Annotated in this window: 21 protein-coding genes and 1 tRNA gene; 12 read left to right on the top strand and 10 right to left on the bottom strand. The window is 65.2% G+C overall.

Features of this window, described 5'->3' with window-relative positions; all coding sequences use genetic code 11:
- Nucleotides 1–3 precede the first annotated feature (3 nt).
- Nucleotides 4–954 carry a complex I NDUFA9 subunit family protein gene (locus P24_RS06805; RefSeq protein WP_008943960.1) on the bottom strand — a complete coding sequence of 317 codons (951 nt, stop codon included), beginning with the start codon at nucleotides 952–954 and terminating at the stop codon, nucleotides 4–6.
- Nucleotides 955–1175: 221 nt separating this feature from the next.
- Between P24_RS06805 and P24_RS06800 the strand changes: the two genes are divergently transcribed.
- From P24_RS06800 to ptsN, 8 genes are all read left to right on the top strand, one after another.
- Nucleotides 1176–1262 (top strand) — tRNA-Leu (locus tag P24_RS06800).
- A gap of 88 nt (nucleotides 1263–1350) precedes the next feature.
- Complete coding sequence (locus P24_RS06795) at nucleotides 1351–1962, top strand: ribonuclease D (RefSeq protein ID WP_008943959.1); 612 nt, start codon at nucleotides 1351–1353, stop codon at nucleotides 1960–1962.
- A gap of 237 nt (nucleotides 1963–2199) precedes the next feature.
- Nucleotides 2200–2880 carry an LPS export ABC transporter periplasmic protein LptC gene (lptC, locus tag P24_RS06790; protein WP_008943958.1) on the top strand — a complete coding sequence of 227 codons (681 nt, stop codon included), beginning with the start codon at nucleotides 2200–2202 and terminating at the stop codon, nucleotides 2878–2880.
- Nucleotides 2881–2888: 8 nt separating this feature from the next.
- On the top strand, nucleotides 2889–3776 hold the full coding sequence (locus P24_RS06785; protein WP_008943957.1) for an LptA/OstA family protein: 888 nt from the start codon (nucleotides 2889–2891) through the stop codon (nucleotides 3774–3776).
- 35 nt (nucleotides 3777–3811) lie between these two features.
- Entirely contained in the window at nucleotides 3812–4612 is an 801-nt protein-coding gene (gene lptB / locus P24_RS06780) for an LPS export ABC transporter ATP-binding protein (protein WP_040706887.1), read from the top strand.
- 35 nt (nucleotides 4613–4647) lie between these two features.
- Nucleotides 4648–6183, top strand: coding sequence for an RNA polymerase factor sigma-54 (gene rpoN / locus P24_RS06775; RefSeq protein WP_040706845.1), 1536 nt, complete (start codon nucleotides 4648–4650; stop codon nucleotides 6181–6183).
- Nucleotides 6184–6344: 161 nt separating this feature from the next.
- Nucleotides 6345–6914, top strand: coding sequence for a ribosome hibernation-promoting factor, HPF/YfiA family (gene hpf, locus P24_RS06770; RefSeq protein ID WP_008943954.1), 570 nt, complete (start codon nucleotides 6345–6347; stop codon nucleotides 6912–6914).
- A 53-nt stretch (nucleotides 6915–6967) separates the two neighbouring features.
- Complete coding sequence (gene ptsN / locus P24_RS06765) at nucleotides 6968–7432, top strand: PTS IIA-like nitrogen regulatory protein PtsN (RefSeq protein WP_008943953.1); 465 nt, start codon at nucleotides 6968–6970, stop codon at nucleotides 7430–7432.
- A gap of 69 nt (nucleotides 7433–7501) precedes the next feature.
- Here ptsN and P24_RS06760 read toward each other — a convergent pair whose 3' ends face one another.
- The 4 genes from P24_RS06760 to P24_RS06745 all read right to left on the bottom strand — a co-directional run bounded on the left by P24_RS06760 (nucleotide 7502) and on the right by P24_RS06745 (nucleotide 9407).
- The gene (locus tag P24_RS06760; protein ID WP_008943952.1) at nucleotides 7502–7720 is read right to left on the bottom strand and encodes a DUF1150 family protein; all 219 of its coding nucleotides are present in this window, start codon (nucleotides 7718–7720) and stop codon (nucleotides 7502–7504) included.
- A 93-nt stretch (nucleotides 7721–7813) separates the two neighbouring features.
- Nucleotides 7814–8227 carry an Hsp20 family protein gene (locus P24_RS06755; protein ID WP_008943951.1) on the bottom strand — a complete coding sequence of 138 codons (414 nt, stop codon included), beginning with the start codon at nucleotides 8225–8227 and terminating at the stop codon, nucleotides 7814–7816.
- Between the two features lie 237 nt (nucleotides 8228–8464).
- Nucleotides 8465–8695 (bottom strand): hypothetical protein, encoded by a 231-nt coding sequence (locus P24_RS06750; RefSeq protein WP_008943950.1) that lies wholly within the window; start codon nucleotides 8693–8695, stop codon nucleotides 8465–8467.
- Between the two features lie 169 nt (nucleotides 8696–8864).
- The gene (locus P24_RS06745) at nucleotides 8865–9407 is read right to left on the bottom strand and encodes a CHAP domain-containing protein (protein WP_008943949.1); all 543 of its coding nucleotides are present in this window, start codon (nucleotides 9405–9407) and stop codon (nucleotides 8865–8867) included.
- A 171-nt stretch (nucleotides 9408–9578) separates the two neighbouring features.
- Here P24_RS06745 and P24_RS06740 point away from each other — a divergent pair, with 171 nt between their 5' ends.
- Together P24_RS06740 and P24_RS06735 are read left to right on the top strand one after the other, a co-directional pair.
- The gene (locus P24_RS06740) at nucleotides 9579–10292 is read left to right on the top strand and encodes a haloacid dehalogenase type II (protein WP_008943948.1); all 714 of its coding nucleotides are present in this window, start codon (nucleotides 9579–9581) and stop codon (nucleotides 10290–10292) included.
- Nucleotides 10293–10332: 40 nt separating this feature from the next.
- Entirely contained in the window at nucleotides 10333–11511 is a 1179-nt protein-coding gene (locus P24_RS06735; RefSeq protein WP_008943947.1) for an amidase, read from the top strand.
- On the opposite strand, the gene P24_RS06730 is transcribed toward P24_RS06735, so the two are convergent.
- Together P24_RS06730 and P24_RS06725 are read right to left on the bottom strand one after the other, a co-directional pair.
- The gene (locus P24_RS06730) at nucleotides 11508–12200 is read right to left on the bottom strand and encodes a glutathione S-transferase N-terminal domain-containing protein (RefSeq protein WP_008943946.1); all 693 of its coding nucleotides are present in this window, start codon (nucleotides 12198–12200) and stop codon (nucleotides 11508–11510) included. The genes P24_RS06735 and P24_RS06730 overlap by 4 nt on opposite strands.
- Nucleotides 12197–13159: a sugar kinase gene (locus tag P24_RS06725; RefSeq protein ID WP_237740171.1), complete on the bottom strand. Its 963-nt coding sequence runs from the start codon at nucleotides 13157–13159 to the stop codon at nucleotides 12197–12199. The genes P24_RS06730 and P24_RS06725 overlap by 4 nt, the downstream gene beginning before the upstream one ends.
- 88 nt (nucleotides 13160–13247) lie before the next feature.
- Here P24_RS06725 and P24_RS06720 point away from each other — a divergent pair, with 88 nt between their 5' ends.
- Complete coding sequence (locus P24_RS06720; protein ID WP_008943944.1) at nucleotides 13248–14429, top strand: fumarylacetoacetate hydrolase family protein; 1182 nt, start codon at nucleotides 13248–13250, stop codon at nucleotides 14427–14429.
- A gap of 23 nt (nucleotides 14430–14452) precedes the next feature.
- Entirely contained in the window at nucleotides 14453–16426 is a 1974-nt protein-coding gene (locus P24_RS19120; protein ID WP_008943943.1) for a PAS domain-containing sensor histidine kinase, read from the top strand.
- Between the two features lie 3 nt (nucleotides 16427–16429).
- Here the strand turns inward: P24_RS19120 and ftsY are convergent, their stop codons facing one another.
- From ftsY to dapF, 3 genes are read right to left on the bottom strand one after another with little or no spacing between them, the layout of a single operon-like run.
- Entirely contained in the window at nucleotides 16430–17380 is a 951-nt protein-coding gene (gene ftsY / locus P24_RS06710) for a signal recognition particle-docking protein FtsY (protein WP_008943942.1), read from the bottom strand.
- On the bottom strand, nucleotides 17377–18636 hold the full coding sequence (gene mtaB, locus P24_RS06705) for a tRNA (N(6)-L-threonylcarbamoyladenosine(37)-C(2))-methylthiotransferase MtaB (protein ID WP_008943941.1): 1260 nt from the start codon (nucleotides 18634–18636) through the stop codon (nucleotides 17377–17379). Before mtaB ends, ftsY begins: the two co-directional genes overlap by 4 nt.
- A complete protein-coding gene (gene dapF / locus P24_RS06700) occupies nucleotides 18633–19472 on the bottom strand; it encodes a diaminopimelate epimerase (RefSeq protein ID WP_008943940.1) in 840 nt (279 codons plus the stop codon). The genes mtaB and dapF overlap by 4 nt, the downstream gene beginning before the upstream one ends.
- Nucleotides 19473–19754: the final 282 nt, after the last annotated feature.

Here is a 19754-nt window from a genome sequence, read left to right as displayed (position 1 = left end):
GGCTTACGCTGCGTAGCGGCTGTAATGCCCGCCCCGCCGGAAGCGCTCCATATAGGCCGGCAGGATGACTTCGACCGTGGTCGGCTCGATACCGAGATCGGCCAGGGTCAGCGCGCCTTCGGAAACCACATTGTCGCGCTTCAGCAGCGTCACCTGATCGCGGGTCAGCGGCGGCACCGGCAGCAGCTGCAGGACGCTGGCCTGCAGCTCCGCAATGCCGAACGGCACCGGCACCAGCAGGCGGCTGCGGCCGATGGTGGCCAGCATCAGCTCCATCAGCGCCTTGAAGCTGTAGGTCTTCGGACCGCCCAGCTCATAAATCTTGCCCTGAGCCTTCGGATCGGACAGGACACGCAGCACCGCATCGGCGACATCGCCGACATAGACCGGCTGGAACAGCGTATGGCCGCCGCCGATCAGCGGCAGGGCCGGCGACAGCCGCGCCATCGCGGCGAAACGGTTGAAGAAGCCATCCTCCGGCCCGAACACGATGCTGGGGCGCAGGATCGTGGCTTCCGGGAAAACCTCACGGACAGCTGCCTCACCCGCCGCCTTGGAACGCGCATAGGCGGAGTCGGACTCGGCATCGGCACCAATCGCAGAGATCTGCACCAGCGCCCTGGCATCTGCCGCCTTCGCGGCCTCGGCAATGGTCCGGGCCGCCTGGTGATGCACCGCATCGAAACCGTGACCGTGACCCGAGGGATACAGGATGCCGACCAGATTGACGACCGCATCGGCGCCCTGCACGGCGCGCGCAACCGACTCCGCGTCGGTGATGTCGCAGCTGATCGGCGTGATCTGGCCGACATTGCCCATTGGCTTCAGGAATTTCGCGCGCTCGACATGGCGCACCGCGACATTGACGCGCACGCCGGTCTTGGCCAGCCGCTGGACGACATAGCGGCCGATAAAGCCCGAACCGCCGAAAACCGTCACCACCTTATCGCTCATTGCCCAATCCTCAGCCTGGCGGGTGCACCCGCGACATTGCCTGCGCGCCTCTCATACTACACCGGTCATGGCAGGTAAATCGACCCGGCGCATCTATTTAGCGGCTCTTTTCCGGGGCGGGCACGGGAAGCGGGCACGGGGCGCGAAAGATTTTTCAAAACCATGAAGAATCGTGTTGACAGAAGCCCGTCTCTTCTCGATTTTACGGCGCTCCAAGCCGTGCCCAGGTGGCGGAATTGGTAGACGCGCAGGTTTCAGGTACCTGTGGCCGAAAGGTCGTGGAAGTTCGAGTCTTCTCCTGGGCACCATCTCTTGCACCATGTCGCAAGAGCAGCTGGCATAAACAGGCCGGCGGTCATCATACCGGCGCCAGCCGGACAGAGACCGGAGGTACTGTTGACAATCCATCTTCATAAAGGCGACCTGCCCGACGGCCTCGACCTCGGCACCTGCGTTGCCCTCGACAGCGAGACCATGGGCCTGCGCCCCGGCCGCGACCGGCTGTGCCTCGTGCAGCTTTCGGCCGGCGATGGCGAGAGCCATCTGGTGCAGTTCGCGCCCGGCCAGTACGACGCGCCGAACCTGAAGCGGCTGCTGACCGACCGCAAGGTCACCAAGCTGTTTCATTATGCCCGCTTCGACATTGCCGTGTTCCGGCATTATCTGGGCGTCGAGACAGCACCGCTCTACTGCACGAAGATTGCCTCCAAGCTGGTGCGCACCTATACCGACCGCCACGGGCTGAAGGATCTGTGCCGCGAGCTGCTGGGCGTCGATCTGTCGAAGCAGCAGCAATCCTCCGACTGGGGTGCTGATGAGCTGACCCAGGAGCAGCTGGCCTATGCCGCCTCCGACGTCCTGCATCTGCACAAGCTGAAGGCAGTGCTGGACGAGCGCCTGGCGCGCGAGGGGCGCACGGAAATCGCGGAGGCCTGCTTCCGCTTCCTGCCGACCCGTGCCGCACTCGATCTCGGCGGCTGGGCGGAAGAGGATATCTTCGCGCATTAGCGCCTTGCGCCTGGCATAACTCTTGGCCTCGGGGGCCGGAGTCCACATATCTGAGCCGACATATCTGACAGGGACATCCGCGGTTTCGTTGACCGTCAGGAGTCTGCCGCCCATAATCCGCGGGCGGCGCCCTGCAAACATGATGCCAGAGCGCCACGCCGATACCGCAGGCATAAGATAGACGGGCGCAAGAAGACCGGCATTAAGAAGACCGGGGGAAATCCCCCAGGGGAGACAGTGAGCAGCCAGACGCACATTCCGCAGGACGCAAACGCCGACTGGCCGGCCCCGATGCCGCCCAAGAGCAGGCGCGCGCGCCGTCTGCCGCTCGCCGGCTACAGCCGCATGGTCTTCTTGATGAAGGTGCTGCTGCCGTCGATCGCGGTGGTCCTGGTCGGGCTCGTGATCGCCTGGCCGGAACTGATCTCCGACGATGGCCGCTTCCGGCTGAACGCGGTACGCATCGATCAGCGCGATGCCGAAACCCTGCGCATGGTGAACCCGCGCTATGTCGGTACCGACGACCGCAACCAGCCTTTCAACGTCACCGCCGACGTCGCCACGCAATCCAGCGGCAATTCCAACCTAGTGACACTGGATCATCCCAAGGCCGATATCGCGCTGCAGGATGGCTCATGGGTCGCACTGACCGCCAGCGACGGCCTCTATCACCGCGACCGGCAATCCATTGACCTGAAGGGGGCGGTGAACATCTTCCACGATTCGGGCTACGAGTTCCGTTCGGAATCGGCCCTGATCGATCTGAAGGCCGGCACGGCTGCCGGCGAGCAAACAGTCACCGGGCAGGGTCCCGGCGGCGACATCGAGGCCGAAGGCTTCCAGATTCTCGACCGTGGCGCGCGCATCCTGTTCACCGGCAAGTCGCGCCTCGTCATGTATCCCGCGGCGGGAGGATGACCCCGACAATGCCGAGATCCGCCAGGCTTTCCCTTCCGTCCTTCCTGTCCGCCCTCCTGCCCGCCGTCCTGCCCGCCGCCCTCATCACCGCGCTGCTCTGCCTTGCCGCCCTGCCCGCCGCCACGCCGGCCGGCGCGCAGGCACTGTCCACCCTTGGCGGCGGCAACGCCCCGGTGACGGTGGAGGCCGATAACGGCATCGAATGGCTGCGCGATGCGCGCCAGTACATCGCGCGTGGCAATGCAAGGGCGACGCAGGGCGAGGTGACGGTGCGCGCCGACCGGCTGATCGCGAGCTACCGCGAGGCGGCGGATGGCAGCACCCAGATCTTCCAACTGGAGGCCGACGGCAATGTGCGCATTGCCTCGCCGACGGAAACCGCCTATGGCGACCGCGCGGTCTATGACATCGACAGCCAGCGGATGCGCCTGACCGGACAGGATCTGCGGCTGGTATCGGCCGAGGACACGGTAACGGCGCGCGAGCGCATCGACTATTTCCAGCAGGAAAAGAGGGCCGTCGCGGTGGGCGATGCCGTCGCCAAGCGCGGCGACCGGACAATCCGGGCCGATACGCTGACCGCGCGCTTCACCGAGGACAAGGCCGGCAAGCAGCAGCTTTCCCGTGTCGATGCCGATGGCAATGTCGTCATCACCACGCCGAACGAAATCGCACGCAGCCGGCAAGCCGTCTATACTGTGGCCAATGAGACGGCAGTCCTGTCTGGAGATGTGAAGATCACCCAGGGCAAGAACCAGCTGAATGGCCAGCGCGCCGAGGTGAATCTGCGCACCGGCGTCAGCAGGCTGCTGGCTGGCACAGGCGGGGATGGCCGGGTAAAAGGTATCTTCGTGCCGCAGGAGGGCAGTTCGCTGCCCGGCCGCAGGACGCAATAGGCCCCTCCCCAGAGTAAGGGCAAGAAAGGATGGCGATGAACCAGCACGGTCCCCGATCCGCCGCCGAGAGCGAGGCCACCGGCACCGGCGCAGGCCCGCGCCTGGTCGCCGACAACCGGGGGCTGTCCGCTGTCAATCTCGGCAAGCAGTACAAGAAGCGGCCGGTTCTGCGCGGCGTCAGCGTCTCCGTGCAGCGCGGCGAGGCGGTCGGGCTGCTGGGCCCGAACGGCGCCGGCAAGACCACCTGCTTCTACATCATCACCGGGCTGATCGCGCCCGACTACGGCACCATCGCCCTGGACGGGGAGGACATCACCGACCTGCCGATGTACCGGCGCGCGCGCCTCGGTATCGGCTACCTGCCGCAGGAGGCTTCGATCTTCCGCGGCCTGACCGTGGAGCAGAACATTCGCGCGGTGCTGGAGGTGGTCGAGGCCGACCCGGCGCGGCGCGAGGAACAGCTGGACGAGCTGCTGGCGGAATTCTCCATCACCCATCTGCGCCGCACGCCGTCCATGGCGCTGTCCGGCGGCGAGCGCCGCCGTGTCGAGATCGCCCGCGCGCTCGCCTCGCGCCCCAGCTTCATCCTTCTGGACGAGCCGCTGGCCGGCATCGACCCCATCGCCGTGGGCGATATCCGCGACCTTGTCTCGCACCTGAAGGACCGGGGGATCGGCGTGCTGATCACCGACCATAATGTGCGCGAGACGCTGGAGATCGTGGACCGCGCCTACATCCTGCATGACGGGCGTGTGCTGATGGAGGGTGTGCCGTCCGAGATCGTGGACGATGCCGACGTTCGCCGGGTCTATCTCGGGGAACGGTTCAGCTTGTGATGCGTACATAACCGGTCGGGCGGGGCGGAACGGTCATGGCATTGGCGCAGCGGTTAGACCTGAGACAGTCGCAGGCGTTGGTGATGACGCCGCAGCTGCAGCAGGCCATCAAGCTGCTGCAGCTCTCCAACCTGGAACTGGCCGACTTTATCGAGCGCGAGATCGAGCAGAACCCGCTGCTGGAGCGCGACGATGGCGATGGCGACATCCGCATCGAGGGTGGCATAGACGCCGATCTCGACCGCGACGATATGCCCCTGGCCTCCTCCGACCGGCAGGACACCTCCCTGCTGACCGGCAGCGGCACCCTGCCAGGCGAGGGCGACGGGCCGCTGGATTCCGACTCCGGCGACCAGAATCTCTGGAGCAGCAACGAATATACCGGCGAGGGCAGCGACGGCGAATCGCTGAACTGGAAGACCTCCGGCGGCGGCGGTGGCGATTTCAGCGACGAGGAGGACCAGCGCGACCGCACGCTGGCCTCGGAGAAAAGCCTGTCCGACCATCTGAACGAACAGGTCGGGGCGGATTTCGCCGACCCGGTGGAGCGTGCCATCGCCAGCTACATGATCGGGCTGCTGGACGATTGCGGCTGGTTCACTGCCGGCTGCGAGACCGTGGCGGACTCGCTCGGCTGTACGCTGGAACAGGTGGAGTCTGTGCTGGACCGGCTGCAGCGGCTGGACCCGCCCGGCATCTTCGCCCGCTCGCTGAAGGAATGCCTGGCCCTGCAGCTGCGCGAGAAGGACCGGCTGGACCCGGCGATGCAGGCGCTGCTCGACAATCTGGAGCTGCTGGCGCGCCGTGACCTCGCAGCCCTGCGCCGGATCTGCGGCGTCGATAATGAGGACCTCGCCGACATGGTGGGGGAGATCAAGGCGCTGAACCCGAAGCCGGGCGAGCGGTTCGAGCATGAAGCACCGCCGACACTGATTCCCGATGTGCTGATGCGCCCGGCCGCCGATGGCGGCTGGGAGATCGAGCTGAACAGCGACACCCTGCCACGCGTGCTGGTCAACCGGCGCTACCATGCCGCGATCAGCCGCGGCGGCCTGCGCCGGGAGGACAAGGATTACCTGTCGGAGCAGCTGCAATCGGCGAACTGGCTGGTGAAGTCGCTGCACCAGCGCGCCACCACCATCGTCAAGGTGGCGGGCGAGATCGTCCGCCAGCAAGATGCCTTTTTCCGGCATGGCATTGGCCATCTGCGCCCGCTGGTGCTGCGCGACATCGCGGACGCCATCGGCATGCATGAAAGTACAGTGAGCCGCGTCACCGCGAACAAGTACATCGCCGGCCCGCGTGGCGTGTTCGAACTGAAGTTTTTTTTCAGCGCCGCGATCTCGGCGATGGACGGTGCCGAGAGCCATTCCGCCGAGGCGGTGCGCTTCCGCATCAAGTCGCTGATCGATGCGGAGCCCGCCGATGGCGTGCTGTCGGATGACCGGATTGTCGAGATCTTGCAGAATGGCGGCATAGATATCGCCCGAAGAACGGTCGCCAAGTATCGGGAATCCATGCGCATTCCCTCATCGGTCCAGCGCCGTCGGGAAAAAAGCCTTGGACTGTGATCCGGCAAACCCAATTTTTGCTTTTGTCAAGGCCTTGCCAGGCCGGCGCGGCTAAGCTTGACTCTTCAGGCGGGGGCAGTATGGTCCGCGCCTCTTGCCGGATAAAATCCGCATCGGCGGCGGACCGGCGGAGTGGATAAACACAAGAAACGGGGTGCTCGATGCAGCTCACCGTCAAGGGCAAGCAGATTGATGTCGGCGACGCCTTGCGCCAGCATATCGACAGCAATCTGCGTTCCGAGATCGAGAAGTATTTCGGGTCGGCGCTTGAAGCCAATGTCGTCATGTCACGCGATGCGGTGATGTTCACCGCCGATATCGACGTGCATGTCGGACGGGGCATCGACGTGCAGGCCAGCGGCCAGGCGGATGACGCCTATGTCGCCTTCGACAATGCCTGCGACCGGATCGCCAAGCAGTTGCGGCGCTACAAGCGCCGGCTGCGCGACCACCACAAGAACGCGGCCAGGGCTGAAGACGCCTTGTCGGCACAGCACTATGTTCTGGCGCCCGAACCGGAAGAAGACGGGGCGGAGCCTGTCGGCGATGACGCGCTGATCGTCGCCGAAATGAAGACGGAAATTCCCACGCTGACGCCGCGTGATGCGGCCATGCGGATGGATCTTGGCGGCAAGCCGGTACTGATGTTCCGCCTTGCTTCAAACGGCCGGCTGAACGTCGTCTATCGGCGTGAGGACGGCAATATAGGGTGGATCGATCCCCAGATGTAGGAACGGGCGGGCCGTGCCCGCCCCGCAACAGACACAACGGGGCCGTTTCAATCATGGAAATTATGGACCTGATCTCGCCAGATGCCGTGATCGCCTCTCTGCGGGCGACCAGCAAGAAGCAGGCTTTGCAGGAGCTTGCGCGCAAGGCCGCCGACCTCACCGGTCTGGAGGAGCGGCGGATTTTCGAAGTGCTGTTGGAGCGCGAGCGCCTGGGCACCACCGGCGTGGGCAATGGCATCGCCATTCCGCATGGCAAGCTGCCGGAGCTGACGCGCCTCTACGGCATCTTCGCCCGGCTGGACAAGCCGATCGATTTCGATTCGATTGATGACGAGCCGGTCGATCTGATTTTCCTGCTGCTGGCGCCGGAATCGGCAGGTGCGGATCATCTGAAGGCGCTGGCGCGCGTCTCCCGCCTGCTGCGCGACCGCACCATTTGCAGCAAGCTGCGCGGCTGCGACACGGCGGACGGGCTCTATGCCGTGCTGACCCAGGCGCCGGCCAGCCACGCCGCCTGAGAAGCGGAGAGCCCTAAAAGGCTGGAACCGGGCGCCGCAAGGGCGCTCTGATTCGATCCCCTGGCCCGATCAATGAACCAGCAGCGGCTCCATGTCGTTCTGGCGGATCGTCGCCATCGCCAGCGCGACATTGTCCACGACCAGCATTTCGGTGCCATCTGCCGCATGGATGGCAAAGCTGGCCGGACCCTCTTTTGAAGAGACCCTGCGGATATAGGCCACATCGTTCAGACCCAGCATGACCAGATCCTGATGCGACATCGGGTGGAATTTCTGAAGCATGTTCATGGTCACTATCCCATATTCCTCCGGGCGGCCTGTGGCAAGCAGCCTGCGCCCGGTCCGGACGCCCCATAGTGGGGGCAAATCACTGATGATTGGTTAAGATACCGTCTTGATCGCGATGCGCTGGACCGCCGCTTCTGGCTCCGGGCGTTCCAGATCGACGTGCAGCAGGCCATTGTTCAGGGTCGCCGCACTGACCTTCAGCCCCTCGGCAAGCACAAAGCTGCGCTGGAACTGACGGGTGGCAATGCCGCGATGAACGAAGACCCGCTCCGTCTCCTCGACCTGCCGGCCACGAATCTGCAACTGGTTTCCCTCGACGAGCACTTCCAGCGCCTCGGGGCCGAAACCCGCGACGGCCAGCGTGATCCGAAGCTCGTTCGGGCCGGTCTGCACAATATTGTACGGGGGATAGCTTTCGGTGGACGCCTTGCTGATGCGGTCCAGCGCCCGCTCGAAATGATCGAAGCCCAGAAGGAACGGGCTGTTGAATGCAGGCATGCGCGTCATACGACCTTCCTCTCCTCCCGATGAGCGAGACGGTCTTGAGACGGCTTCAGAAGGCCCGGTAAGCGGCGCCTGAAGCCGGCGGCCCGATTGGCGCCGCCATGCCTTATGTAGGAGAGGGGAAATACCTGATCAAGTCCCCGCCGAAGCGAGAGCGAGCGGAACACGGCCGGGGTGCCGCCTGTGGCGTACAGACGGCGGAAAGGGCCCGATGGAAGCCTGCGCGGGCAAGTACCGGCTTCAGCCGGCGAGGGCTGCCATCGGATGCACCCGGAAGCGCTGCTTGTCAGCCAGTGCCGACACCGCGATGGTGATCGAATCGCGCGACGGATCAACCGGCATCAGTCGGGCATGGGCAATCCCTTCAATGCTGACGACCCCCTCGATCATCCAGCTCGTGTCGCCCCAGCGGCTCAAGGTCTCGACCCGCATCCCCGGTTCGATATGAATGTCCTTCTTCCACAGAAACATCGAGTCCCCCATCTTTGGATATATAGGACAGCTGTGAAGATAACAGATTCGTTGTAAATCGTTAAACTAATGTTAATTCAAAAAAGAAAAATCACTCCATTTATGAAAACCAAAACCTCAACTCTTCATCTGCAGATTTTCATAAATTTTTACACAATTGAATTTCCCGTTATCTTGTCAGCGTTGCCACTGACTGCGCCGGGTAAATGAAGCCATGCGCAGGATAGACACTTCCAAATGATCCTTGCGTGTTCATGAAGCGCAGCTGGCTCCAGTCATTGGCTGGAGAGACATCCATTACTGGCTGGCGCGTGTGAATTTTTCCCCGCGTCCGGGAGTCCCCGCCCCAGTTCGCGTGACTGACAAGTAGACGCCGCTCGTCGATCTGTGCAACGACCACCGCGACATGCCCGAGGCGCAACCGGCCGGTCTTCCGCAGCGCCAGCACCGCCCCCACCTTCGGCGCCTTGCCGCGGGCATAGCGCCCCTCGGCCTGGCCCCACCAGGTCCAAGCATCGCCATAGATCTCGACGCCGGAAACGGTGCGGGCAAAGGGCACGCATTGCAGGAACTCGTCCGTTTCCGGATAGGGGTTCAGCAGCGGCTCTTCTTGCGGCGGCAGAACGGCAACCGAAGGCGCCTGCGGCTTTTGCGTCGCAGCGCACCCTCCCAGGACGGCAATTGCCAGAAGCGCCAATAGAATCCGCATCATCCCCTCCTCTTTCGCAATACACAGGAATTTTACGGCGAAATCAACTGATTAAGAAAAAGCGCTGAGATTTGACAGGAGAGAAACACCATAACACCCCATGGATTGGCTGGACGACCGGCGCTAGGATGCGACGCAACAAAGGGGCAGCTTCGGCGCAGCAGGGGGTGGGGCATGGATTTTTCCGCGGTAAAGGCCTTAACGTTCGATGTGTTCGGCACGGTGGTCGATTGGCGCACCAGCATCGCGCGCGAGGTCGATGCCTTTGCGCGCTCGCACGGTCTGGGGCTCGACGGGCATGCCTTCGCCGATGCCTGGCGCAGCCTCTACCAGCCCTCGATGGAAGAGGTGCGCAGCGGCGCCCGCCCCTGGACCAGGCTGGACGATTTGCACCGCGAAAGCCTGCTCACCTTGCTCGACCGGTTTGGCGTCACCGGCATTCCGGAGGAGGAGATCGACCGGCTGAACCGGGCCTGGCACCGGCTCGACCCCTGGCCGGATGTCGTCGAGGGGCTGACCCGGCTGAAAAGCAAATTCGTCATCGCCACCCTGTCGAACGGCAATGTCGCGCTGATGGTGAACATGGCCAAGCGCGCCGGCCTGCCCTGGGATGCGATCCTGGGCGCGGAAGTGGCGCGCGCCTACAAGCCGCAGCCCCGCGCCTATGAGGCAGCGGCGGAACTGCTGGGCCTGGCGCCGGCGCAGTGCATGATGGTCGCCGCCCATAATGCCGACCTGCATGCCGCCGCAAAAAGCGGCCTCCGCACGGCGTTCGTCGCCCGGCCGACCGAACATGGCCCCGGCCAGACCCGCGACCTGGCCGTCGAACCCGGCATCGAGCTTGCCGCCGACAGCTTCACGGATCTCGCCGACAAGCTGGGCTGCTGACACATTTCATCCGACCTTACCCGCAAACGAAGAGAGACCGATGGCACTGGACAACCGGCTGGGCTGCTTCTGCCCGCATGGCGATATCCATATCGAGGGCAAGCCGGGCGGGCCGCTGTCCGGCCTCACCTTCGCTGCGAAGGATCTGTTCGATATCGAAGGCCATGTGACCGGGGCCGGTAATCCCGACTGGCTGGCAACCCACGCACCGGCGACGGCCACCGCCTCCTCGGTCCGCAAGCTGCTGGACGCCGGTGCTTCCCTGTACGGCAAGACCATCACCGACGAGCTGGCCTACAGCCTGGCCGGCGTGAACATGCATTACGGCACGCCAGTGAATCCGGCCGGCCCCGACCGGCTGCCCGGCGGCTCCTCCAGCGGCTCCGCTTCCGCCGTGGCGGGCGGACTGGTCGATACCGCACTCGGAACCGATACCGGCGGCTCCATCCGCGTGCCGGCAAACAATTGCGGCCTCTATGGCATCCGCACCACGCACGGGCGGGTGGCAAAGGACGGGCTGGTGCCGCTGGCCGACAGTTTCGACACGGTCGGCTGGTTCACCCGCGACGCCCGCACCATGGCCCGCATCGGCGAGGTACTGCTGGGGCCGCGCGAAAGCTTCCCCGACGGCCGGCTGGTGATCGCCACCGACTGCTTCGACCTGGTGAGCGCGGATGTGCGCGCCGCGCTGAAGCCGCTGGTGGACCGGCTGATCGCCGCGGTCGGGCCGCGCCATTACGCGACGCTGAACCCGGACGGCTTCGATGTCTGGTTCGCCGCCTTCCGCCAGATCCAGGGCCATGAGGCCTGGCAGGCGCATGGCGAATGGATCGCCAAGACCAAGCCGAAGATGGCGCCGGAAATCGCCGAGCGCTTCAACCTTGGCCGGCAGGTGACGGCGGAACAGGTCGCCGAGGCTGGCAAGGTGCGGGAGAAAGCGCGCCAGCGCCTAGCCGCCATGCTGCAGCCGGGCGATGTGCTGTGCCTGCCGGCCTCCAGCGGGCCGGCGCCGCTGAAGAGCATGTCGGGAGCAGCCGAGGGCGCCTACCGCGCCGCCATGCTGAAGCTGACCTGCACCGGCGGCCTGACCGGCATGCCGCAGATGACCCTGCCGCTGGCAAAGCTGGATGGCTGCCCGCTGGGCATCTCCATCGCCGGCCTGCCCGGCAGCGACTGGATGCTGCTGGACCTCGCGGAGAAGCTGGAAGCCGCGGCCTAGGCCGCGAAGCCCACCGCCTTGCCCGGCATGCCGTCGAAGCTCTCCAGCAGGCGCTGCCGCCAGCCGTAGAGCGGGTCGCTAGGGTCCAGCAGCTTCAGCGGACTGCCGCAGCGTGCCCATTGCAGGCTGCCGAACAGCGCATAATCGGCATAGGAGGGCGCCGCACCGGCCAGATAGGGCCGCGACGCCAGGCAGAGCCGCATCGGCTCCAGCGCCGCGCGGAAGGCCGCCAGCCGTTCCGGCGACTGGTCGGTGAAGGCTTCCAGCGTCATGCCGAAGCGCTTTTCCCGGCTCTCGCGGAAATAGGACTGGTCCTCCGGCAGCACGATCCTGAACACATCGCCGAGGATCAGCTTGATGAGGTGCGGATGCACCTGCGTGTTGGTCCAGTGCATGACGAATTCGGCCAGCGCTTTCCCGCCAGAATCGCCAAAGATGCTGGGCCGGTCGGGATAGGCTGTCTCCAGGTGGTTCACGATGGCCCAGCTGTCATGGATTGTCGTGTCGCCATCGACCAGCACCGGCACCAGCTTCTGGCCGGAAAAACCGATGATCTCCTTGTCGGTGAAGCGCACCGGCACCCATTCGGAGTCCAGCCCCTTATGGGCAAGCGCCATGCGCACGCGCCAGCCATAGGGGCTCATGCGGCGCTGATCGGTTCCGACGAGGTCATAGAAGCGGATGGTCATGCGAAAAGCTCACCTGTGGGCATGGCGGCGACCGGAATGATCGCGCCGGGATGACGGATGACGGCGGCAGCAAGGCGGTGTCCCTCGCGTGCTGCCGCCGGCGGTTCCTGCCCGCGCAGACGGGCGGCCAGATAGCCGGCATTGAAGGCATCGCCGGCCGCGGTAGTGTCCACGGGCTCGGCAACCAGCTCGGGAGGAATCTGCCAAGTCCGCCCGCCGAACGCAACCAGCGCCGGGGCGGGGCCGCGCTTCACCACGATTTCGGGCACGCCCAGCGCGCTCAGCCGGGCCAGGGTCGCCTCCGGCGTCGGGTCATCGAACAAAGCCTGCTCGTCCTCGAAGGTCGGCAGCGCGATATCGACCCGCGCCAGCGTCGCCTGCACGGCAAGGCGGGCAGCCTCGCGGCCGGACCAGTTGCGCGGCCGGTAATTGCTGTCGAAGGCGACCAGACCGCCGGCGCCGCGTAGCGCGTCCAGCGCGCCATTCAGCCGCGCCCGGCTGGCCGCATCCAGAATGGACAGGGTTATCGCCGACAGATAGGCGCAGCCGGTACGCGCGATGGCATCGGCGATGCGGTCGCCGGCGGCGTCCTTCATCATGTCGCGCGCGGCGGCGGCAGTACGCCAGTGGAAGAAGGAGCGCTCCCCACCAGAATCGACGCGGATCGCATACAGGCCGGGCAGCTTGCCGGGCAGGATCGCGACATCGCCGCACCCCACGCCTTCGGCACGCCAGGCGGCCAGCATCTCGGCACTGTAGGGATCGTCCCCCAGTGCCGTCAGATAGGCGACCGGAATGCCCAGCCGCGCCAGATAAACCGCCGTGTTCAGCGTATCGCCGCCGAACGCGCGGGACAGCTGGTCCGGGCGGTCGCGCAGCTCCACCATGCATTCGCCAATCGAAACAACCTTGCGCGGCGGATCGCCTGCCCGGCCAGCCTTTGCCATTTCGGCAGGCATCAGCATTCCTTTCGGACTACACGTTATTATTGCCTGGAAGTATTGGCCTGCTACTGTCCGAACGACAAGAACTTGCGTCGAGGAAACGATGCGTAATGAACTGGGGCTGGAAATCTTGCCGGAAGACTGGCGGGGGGCGACGCTGGTGGGGCGCGCCTGGAACCCTGCCATTGCCGGTCCGTGCGTCATAACCCTTCGCGATGGCATGGTTGTCGATGTTACGCGGCACTGGCCGACCGTTGCCGACCTGCTGGATACGCCCGACCCGGCCGCCGCCCTGCAGGAGGCAGACGGCGAGGCACTAGCGCCGGTCGAGGCTCTGCTGGCCAACAGCAGGGCCGACAGCCGCGACCCGCAGAAGCCCTGGCTGCTGGCGCCCTGCGACCTGCAGGCGGTGAAGGCTGCCGGCGTGACCTTCGCGCGCTCCATGCTGGAACGGGTGATCGAGGAACAGACGAAGGGTGACCCTGCCGCCGCCGAGGGCGTGCGCAAGCTGATCGTGGCCGAGATCGGCGACGATCTGCGCGCCGTGAAGCCCGGCTCGGACGCCGCCCTGCGGCTGAAGCAGGCCCTGATGGCCCGTGGTTTGTGGTCGCAATATCTGGAAGTCGGCATCGGCCCGGATGCGGAAATCTTCACCAAGGCACAACCGATGTCGGCGGTCGGCTGCGGTGCGGAGATCGGCATCCACCCGATCTCCTCCTGGAACAACCCGGAGCCGGAGATCGTGCTGGCAGTCTCCCCCGCCGGACGGATCGTCGGCGCCAGTCTCGGCAATGACGTCAATCTGCGCGACGTCGAGGGGCGCAGCGCCCTGCTGCTGGGCAAGGCGAAGGACAATAACGGCTCCTGCGCCATCGGCCCCTTTATCCGCCTGTTCGATGCCAGCTTCACGCTGGAGGATGTCCGCCAGGCGGAGCTGTCGCTGACCGTCGAAGGCGAGGATGGCTTCCGCCTGGATGGCCGCAGCTCCATGGCCGAGATCAGCCGCGACGTGACCGACCTTGCCGCCCAGACCATCGGTGCCAACCATCAGTATCCCGATGGGCTGGTGCTGTTCACCGGCACGCTGTTTGCCCCGGTCGAGGATCGTGATGCGCCCGGCCAGGGCTTCACGCATAAGGTTGGCGATCTGGTGACGATCACCAGCGCGAAGCTGGGCCGGCTGGTCAACCGTGTAAACCGGACGGACCGTATTCCGCCCTGGGAGTTCGGCACCCGCGCCCTGATGCGCAATCTGGCCACGCGCGGTCTCTTGCGAGGCGCATGACGCGGTAAGGACGAAAACCAGGCATGGCCGGCGAGAGCAATCCCCCTCCTGACCCGACGCAGGCCACCGATATGGAGGCCCTGCAGGCGCGTCTTGCCAGCCTTGAAGCGGAGCTCGAAAAACTGCGCGAAGTGCCGCGCCTTGCCCGGCTGTGGCGCTGGGAAACCGATTCCGAGCTGCGGTTTTCCTACCTGTCCGACGAGTTCAGAACGGAGACCGGCTACGATCCCGCCGGGTTCCTCGGCAAGACCCGCGCCGAGGTCGGCATGCCGCGCAAGGATGTGGCGGCGTGGCACCGGCATCTGGACGATCTGGCAAATCACCGCCCTTTTTTCGATTACCGCTATAGCTATCTCGATCCGGACGGCAAGGAGCGCACGGTCAGCGTCTCCGGCAACCCGGTCTTCGACGCCGAGGGACGTTTCCAAGGGTATCGCGGCACCTGCCAGAACATCACCGATCAGGTCCGCGAGGTCGATACCGCCAACATCGCGGCGATGCGTCTTGTTCAAGCGCTCGACCTTTCCTCCGAGGGGATCGTGCTGTTCGACGCCGATGATCGGATGGTCCTGTGCAACAGCCGGCACCGGGCGCTTTTCCCGCACATTGCGGAGCTGCTTGTTCCCGGCAACCACTATTTCGACATCCTGCGCGCAAACATCCAGAACCTGCAGCCGGAACGCACGCCGGAACAGGTCGAACAATGGCTGGCCTACCGCATTGCCTATCACAGCAATCCCCAGGGTACGCTAACGCTGCCGCACAGGGATGGCCGGGTCATCACCCTGCGTGAGGAAAGGCTGGCCGATGGCGCCACGCTGGTCATCACCAGCGACGCCACGGAAATCACCCGGCGCGACGCCAAAGAGGCCAGGAAGGAAGCCCTGTTCCGACTGCTGTTCGAGCGCTCGCCGATGGGCATGGCCGTGGTCGACATGAAAGGCCGCTACATCCGGATGAACGACGCCTATTGCCGCTTCGTAGGTTACAGCCGGGAAGAGCTGATGCAGATGGTGGTGCGCGACGTCACGCACCCCGATGACGCGGTGGCGCTTGAGCAGCGGCTGTCAGTGCAGGCACAGAACGGCCACGGCGAATTCCAGTTCGAGAAACGCTACATCACCAAGTCGGGCGATATCGTCGTCGGGCTGATGACGACGGCGGTGATCAGCCCGACAGAGGGTGGCGATCCGCAGGTCATCGCCCAGGTGATCGACGTCACCGAACGCGCAGCGGCAGAAGACGAGCTGCGCAGCGCAAAGGAAGAGGCGGAAATCGCCAACCGCGCGAAGAGCGATTTCCTGGCCAATATGAGCCACGAGCTGCGCACGCCGCTGAATGCGATCATCGGCTTTTCGGAAGTGATGCTGGGCGAATATTTCGGCCCCTTCGACAATCCGCGCTACCGCGACTATGCCGAGGATATCCACGCCAGCGGACGGCACCTGCTGGAATTCATCGACGACCTGCTGGACCTGGCCAAGATCGAGGCCGGACGGCTGACGCTGATCGAAAGCCATGTCCATGTCGCCAGCCTGGTCCAGGGCGCGATCCGGCTGTTCGCGGACCGGGCGGAGAGTGCCGAGATCGAGCTGACCAACGACGTGCCGCCCGGCCTGCCGCATCTGCTGGCGGACGAGCGCATGACACGCCAGATCCTGGTCAATCTGATCTCCAACGCGATCAAGTTCACGCCGGCCGGCGGGCAGGTCTCGGTATCCGCCGTGCTGACCGCCTCGGCGGCGATCCAGGTTCTCGTCTCCGACACCGGCATCGGCATCGAGCCGGAGGAAATTCCGCTGATCCGCCAGCGCTTCGGCCGCGCCAGCCGGGCCGCGAAACACAAGATTCAGGGAACCGGCCTTGGCCTTGCGATCATCGACAGCCTGATCGGCCTGCATGATGGCGAGATGGAGATCGAGAGCTGGCCCGGCCGCGGCACCATCGTGCGCGTGACCTTCCCGGCGGGGCGTACCGTCCGGGCGCGGAGCGTATAGCGCCTATTCCAGCCCCATCAGGTTGCGCGCGAAGCTGTTGGCATCGAAGGGGCGCAGATCGTCCGCCCCCTCACCGACGCCGACCGCATGGACCGGCAGGCCGAAGACATCGGCCAGCGCCACCACAACACCGCCACGCGCGGTGCCGTCCAGCTTGGTCATTACCAGGCCGGTCACATTCACCATCTCGCGGAAGGTTTCGACCTGGGCATGGGCGTTCTGGCCGGTGGTGGCATCCAGCACCAGCACGGTGGAATGCGGCGCCGACGGCTCCAGCTTGGTGATGACGCGGATCACCTTCTTCAGCTCGTCCATCAGCGCGGCCTTGTTGTGCAGCCGGCCGGCGGTATCGATCAGCAGCACATCGGCGCCTTCCGCCTTCGCCTGCTTCAGCGCATCGAAGGCCAGCGAGGCGGCATCGCAATTCTCCGGCCCGGCAATGACCGGCGCGCCGGTGCGCTCACCCCAGATCTTCAGCTGCTCGACGGCGGCGGCACGGAAGGTATCGCCGGCCGCCAGCATGACCTTCTTGCCCTGATCGCGGAACTGCTTGGCCAGTTTGCCGATGGTCGTGGTCTTGCCGGTACCGTTCACGCCGACCACCAGCACGACATGCGGCCGGTTGGCGGGGTCGAGCGTCAGCGGCAGCGCGACCGGGGTCAGGATTTCCGCTATATCGTCGGCGAAGGCCTGACGGACTTCCTCCGACGTCACTTCCTTCTCGAAGCGTTCGCGTGCCAGGTTGGCGGTCAGCTTGGCCGAGGTCTTCACGCCGAGATCGGCCTGGATGAGCAGCTCTTCCAGCTCCTCCAGCGTGGCCTCGTCCAGCTTGCGCTTGGTGAACAGCCCGATGATGCCGCCGCCCAGCTTGGCGGAGGTGCGGGCAAGCCCCTGTTTCAGCCGCGCCAGCCAGCCCGGCTTGCGCGCTTCGGTCTCGGTATTCTGGTCGGTCATGCGGCGGTCCGGATATCGACGGTCTGGCCGGTAAGCTGCTCCGCCCCGGCGCCGGTTACCCTGGCACGCAGGATGGTGCCAGGCGCGACGTCGGTGTCGAGGGCGATGGGCGCGAAATGCTCGGTACGCCCGATACCGGGCTTTTCCATCAGCACTTCGGCCTCGGTCCCGATGCGCGAGGCGAGGTAGTTGGCCAGCCGCGCCTCCCCCACCGCGCGCAGGCGGGCCGCACGCTCCTTGCGGATTTCCACCGGCACCTGCGGCATGCGCGCCGCCGGCGTGCCGGGGCGCTCGCTGTAAGGGAACACGTGCAAGTACGTAAGATCGCACTCTTCCACGCTGCGCAGCGTGTTCTCGAACATATCGTCGGTCTCGGTCGGGAAGCCGGCGATCAGGTCGGCACCGAACACCATATCGGGACGGAGATCCTTCACCTTCTCCACGAAGGCGATGGCATCGCCGCGCAGATGGCGTCGCTTCATGCGCTTCAGCACCATGTCATCGCCGGCCTGCAGGCTGATATGCAGATGCGGCAGTAGGCGCGGCTCCTCGGCGATCAAGCGGAACAGATCATCGTCGATCTCCACCGGATCGAGCGAGGACAGGCGCAGGCGCGGCAACTCCGGCACATTCGCCAGCAGCCGGCGGATCATCTGCCCCAGCGCCGGCTTGCCCGGCAGGTCGGGGCCGTAGCTGGTGATGTCCACGCCGGTCAGCACCACCTCGCGATAGCCGTTGCGCACCAGTTCGCGCACCTGCTCCACCACCCGGCCGATGGGGACGGAACGGCTGTTCCCCCGGCCATAGGGGATGATGCAGAAGGTGCAGCGATGGTCGCAGCCCTGCTGCACCTGCACGAAGGCGCGGGCGCGGTCCTCGAAGCCGGCGATCATATGCTCGGCGGTCTCGCGCACGCTCATGATGTCATTCACCAGCACGCGCGCCTCGCCGGCAAGCCCATAGCTTTCCGCCTTCAGCTTCTCCTCATTGCCGAGGATGCGGTCCACCTCCGGCATGGCGGCGAACTGTTCCGGCTTCACCTGGGCGGCGCAGCCGGTGACGATGATCCTGGCATCCGGATTCTTGCGGCGCAGCTTGCGGATGGTCTGGCGCGCCTGGCGTTCCGCCTCGGCGGTGACAGCGCAGGTATTCACGATCACCGTGTCGCTCAGCCCGGCCTTGCCAGCCAGATCCTTCATCACCTCGGATTCGTAGGAATTGAGGCGGCAGCCGAAGGTGACGATCTCGACGCTCATTGGGCAGACTCGATAACCGCAGGCTCCAGCTCGCCCCGGTAGGAGATGGCGACCGGTCCGGTCATCAGCACCCGGCCTGCTTCCGTCCATTCGATGGTCAGCGTGCCGCCATCCAGGATCACATCCGCCTTGCGTTCCGACAGGCCGCGCCGCACGGCAGCGACCAGGCTGGCGCAGGCGCCGGTGCCGCAGGCCCGGGTGATGCCGACGCCGCGCTCCCACACCCGCATGCGCATCCTGGTCGGCGACAGGATCTGTACCGCCTCGACATTGATGCGTTGCGGGAACATCGGGTCATGCTCGATGCGTGGGCCGATCTCGGCCATCGGGATCGCCTCGGCATCCTCCACGAAATAGACGGCATGCGGATTGCCGACATTCACGCAGGTGGCCTCCAGCAGCGGCGCCACACCGGCGGCCACCTTCAGCGTGTCCATCTCGCGGGCCAGCGGAATTTCATCCCAGCCAAGGCGCGCCTCGCCCATATCCACGGTCACGGTGCCATCCGCATTCACATTGGTCAGCAGCGTGCCGACCACGGTCTCGATGGACAGCGCCGGACGGTTCGCCTCTTCCGACAGCCAGGAGGCGACGCAGCGCGTGGCATTGCCGCAGGCCTCCACCTCGCCGCCATCGGCATTCAGGATGCGCATGAAGGCATCGGCGCCGTTCTTCGGCGGCTCGATCACGATCATCTGGTCGAAGCCCACGCCGGTGCGCCGGTCGGCGATGGCGCGAATCTGCGCCTCGCTGAGCGCGATCGGCGCGGCGCGGCCATCCAGCACGACGAAATCGTTGCCCAGCCCGTGCATCTTTATGAACGGAAGCTTTTCCATAGTCCGCGTTATATGGCGAGCGGGCCCCCAGAGTCCACGGCCAGCTTAAGCTGGCAGCCGTGCTTTCCGGTGCAGGCGCACGCAGGGCTGCCTTGCAGAGGCCGATGGGCAGGATCGAAAACGCACGATCAATCGTTCTCTTATAGAACTGTTGAAGGAGACACCAATGCCCTACATATTACTTTGGCTCGTGGGAATTCCCATTCCCCTCATCCTGCTGCTGTGGCTCATCTTTTCCTGAATTCCGCCATTCCCCTTGCTTTTTCAGGGGAACGGCCCCAC

Source organism: Oceanibaculum indicum P24 (genome assembly GCF_000299935.1).
GTDB classification, from domain to species: Bacteria; Pseudomonadota; Alphaproteobacteria; order Oceanibaculales; family Oceanibaculaceae; genus Oceanibaculum; species Oceanibaculum indicum.
The sequence above is the reverse complement of the archived record's forward strand: the minus strand, read 5'-3'. Positions and strand labels throughout refer to the sequence as shown.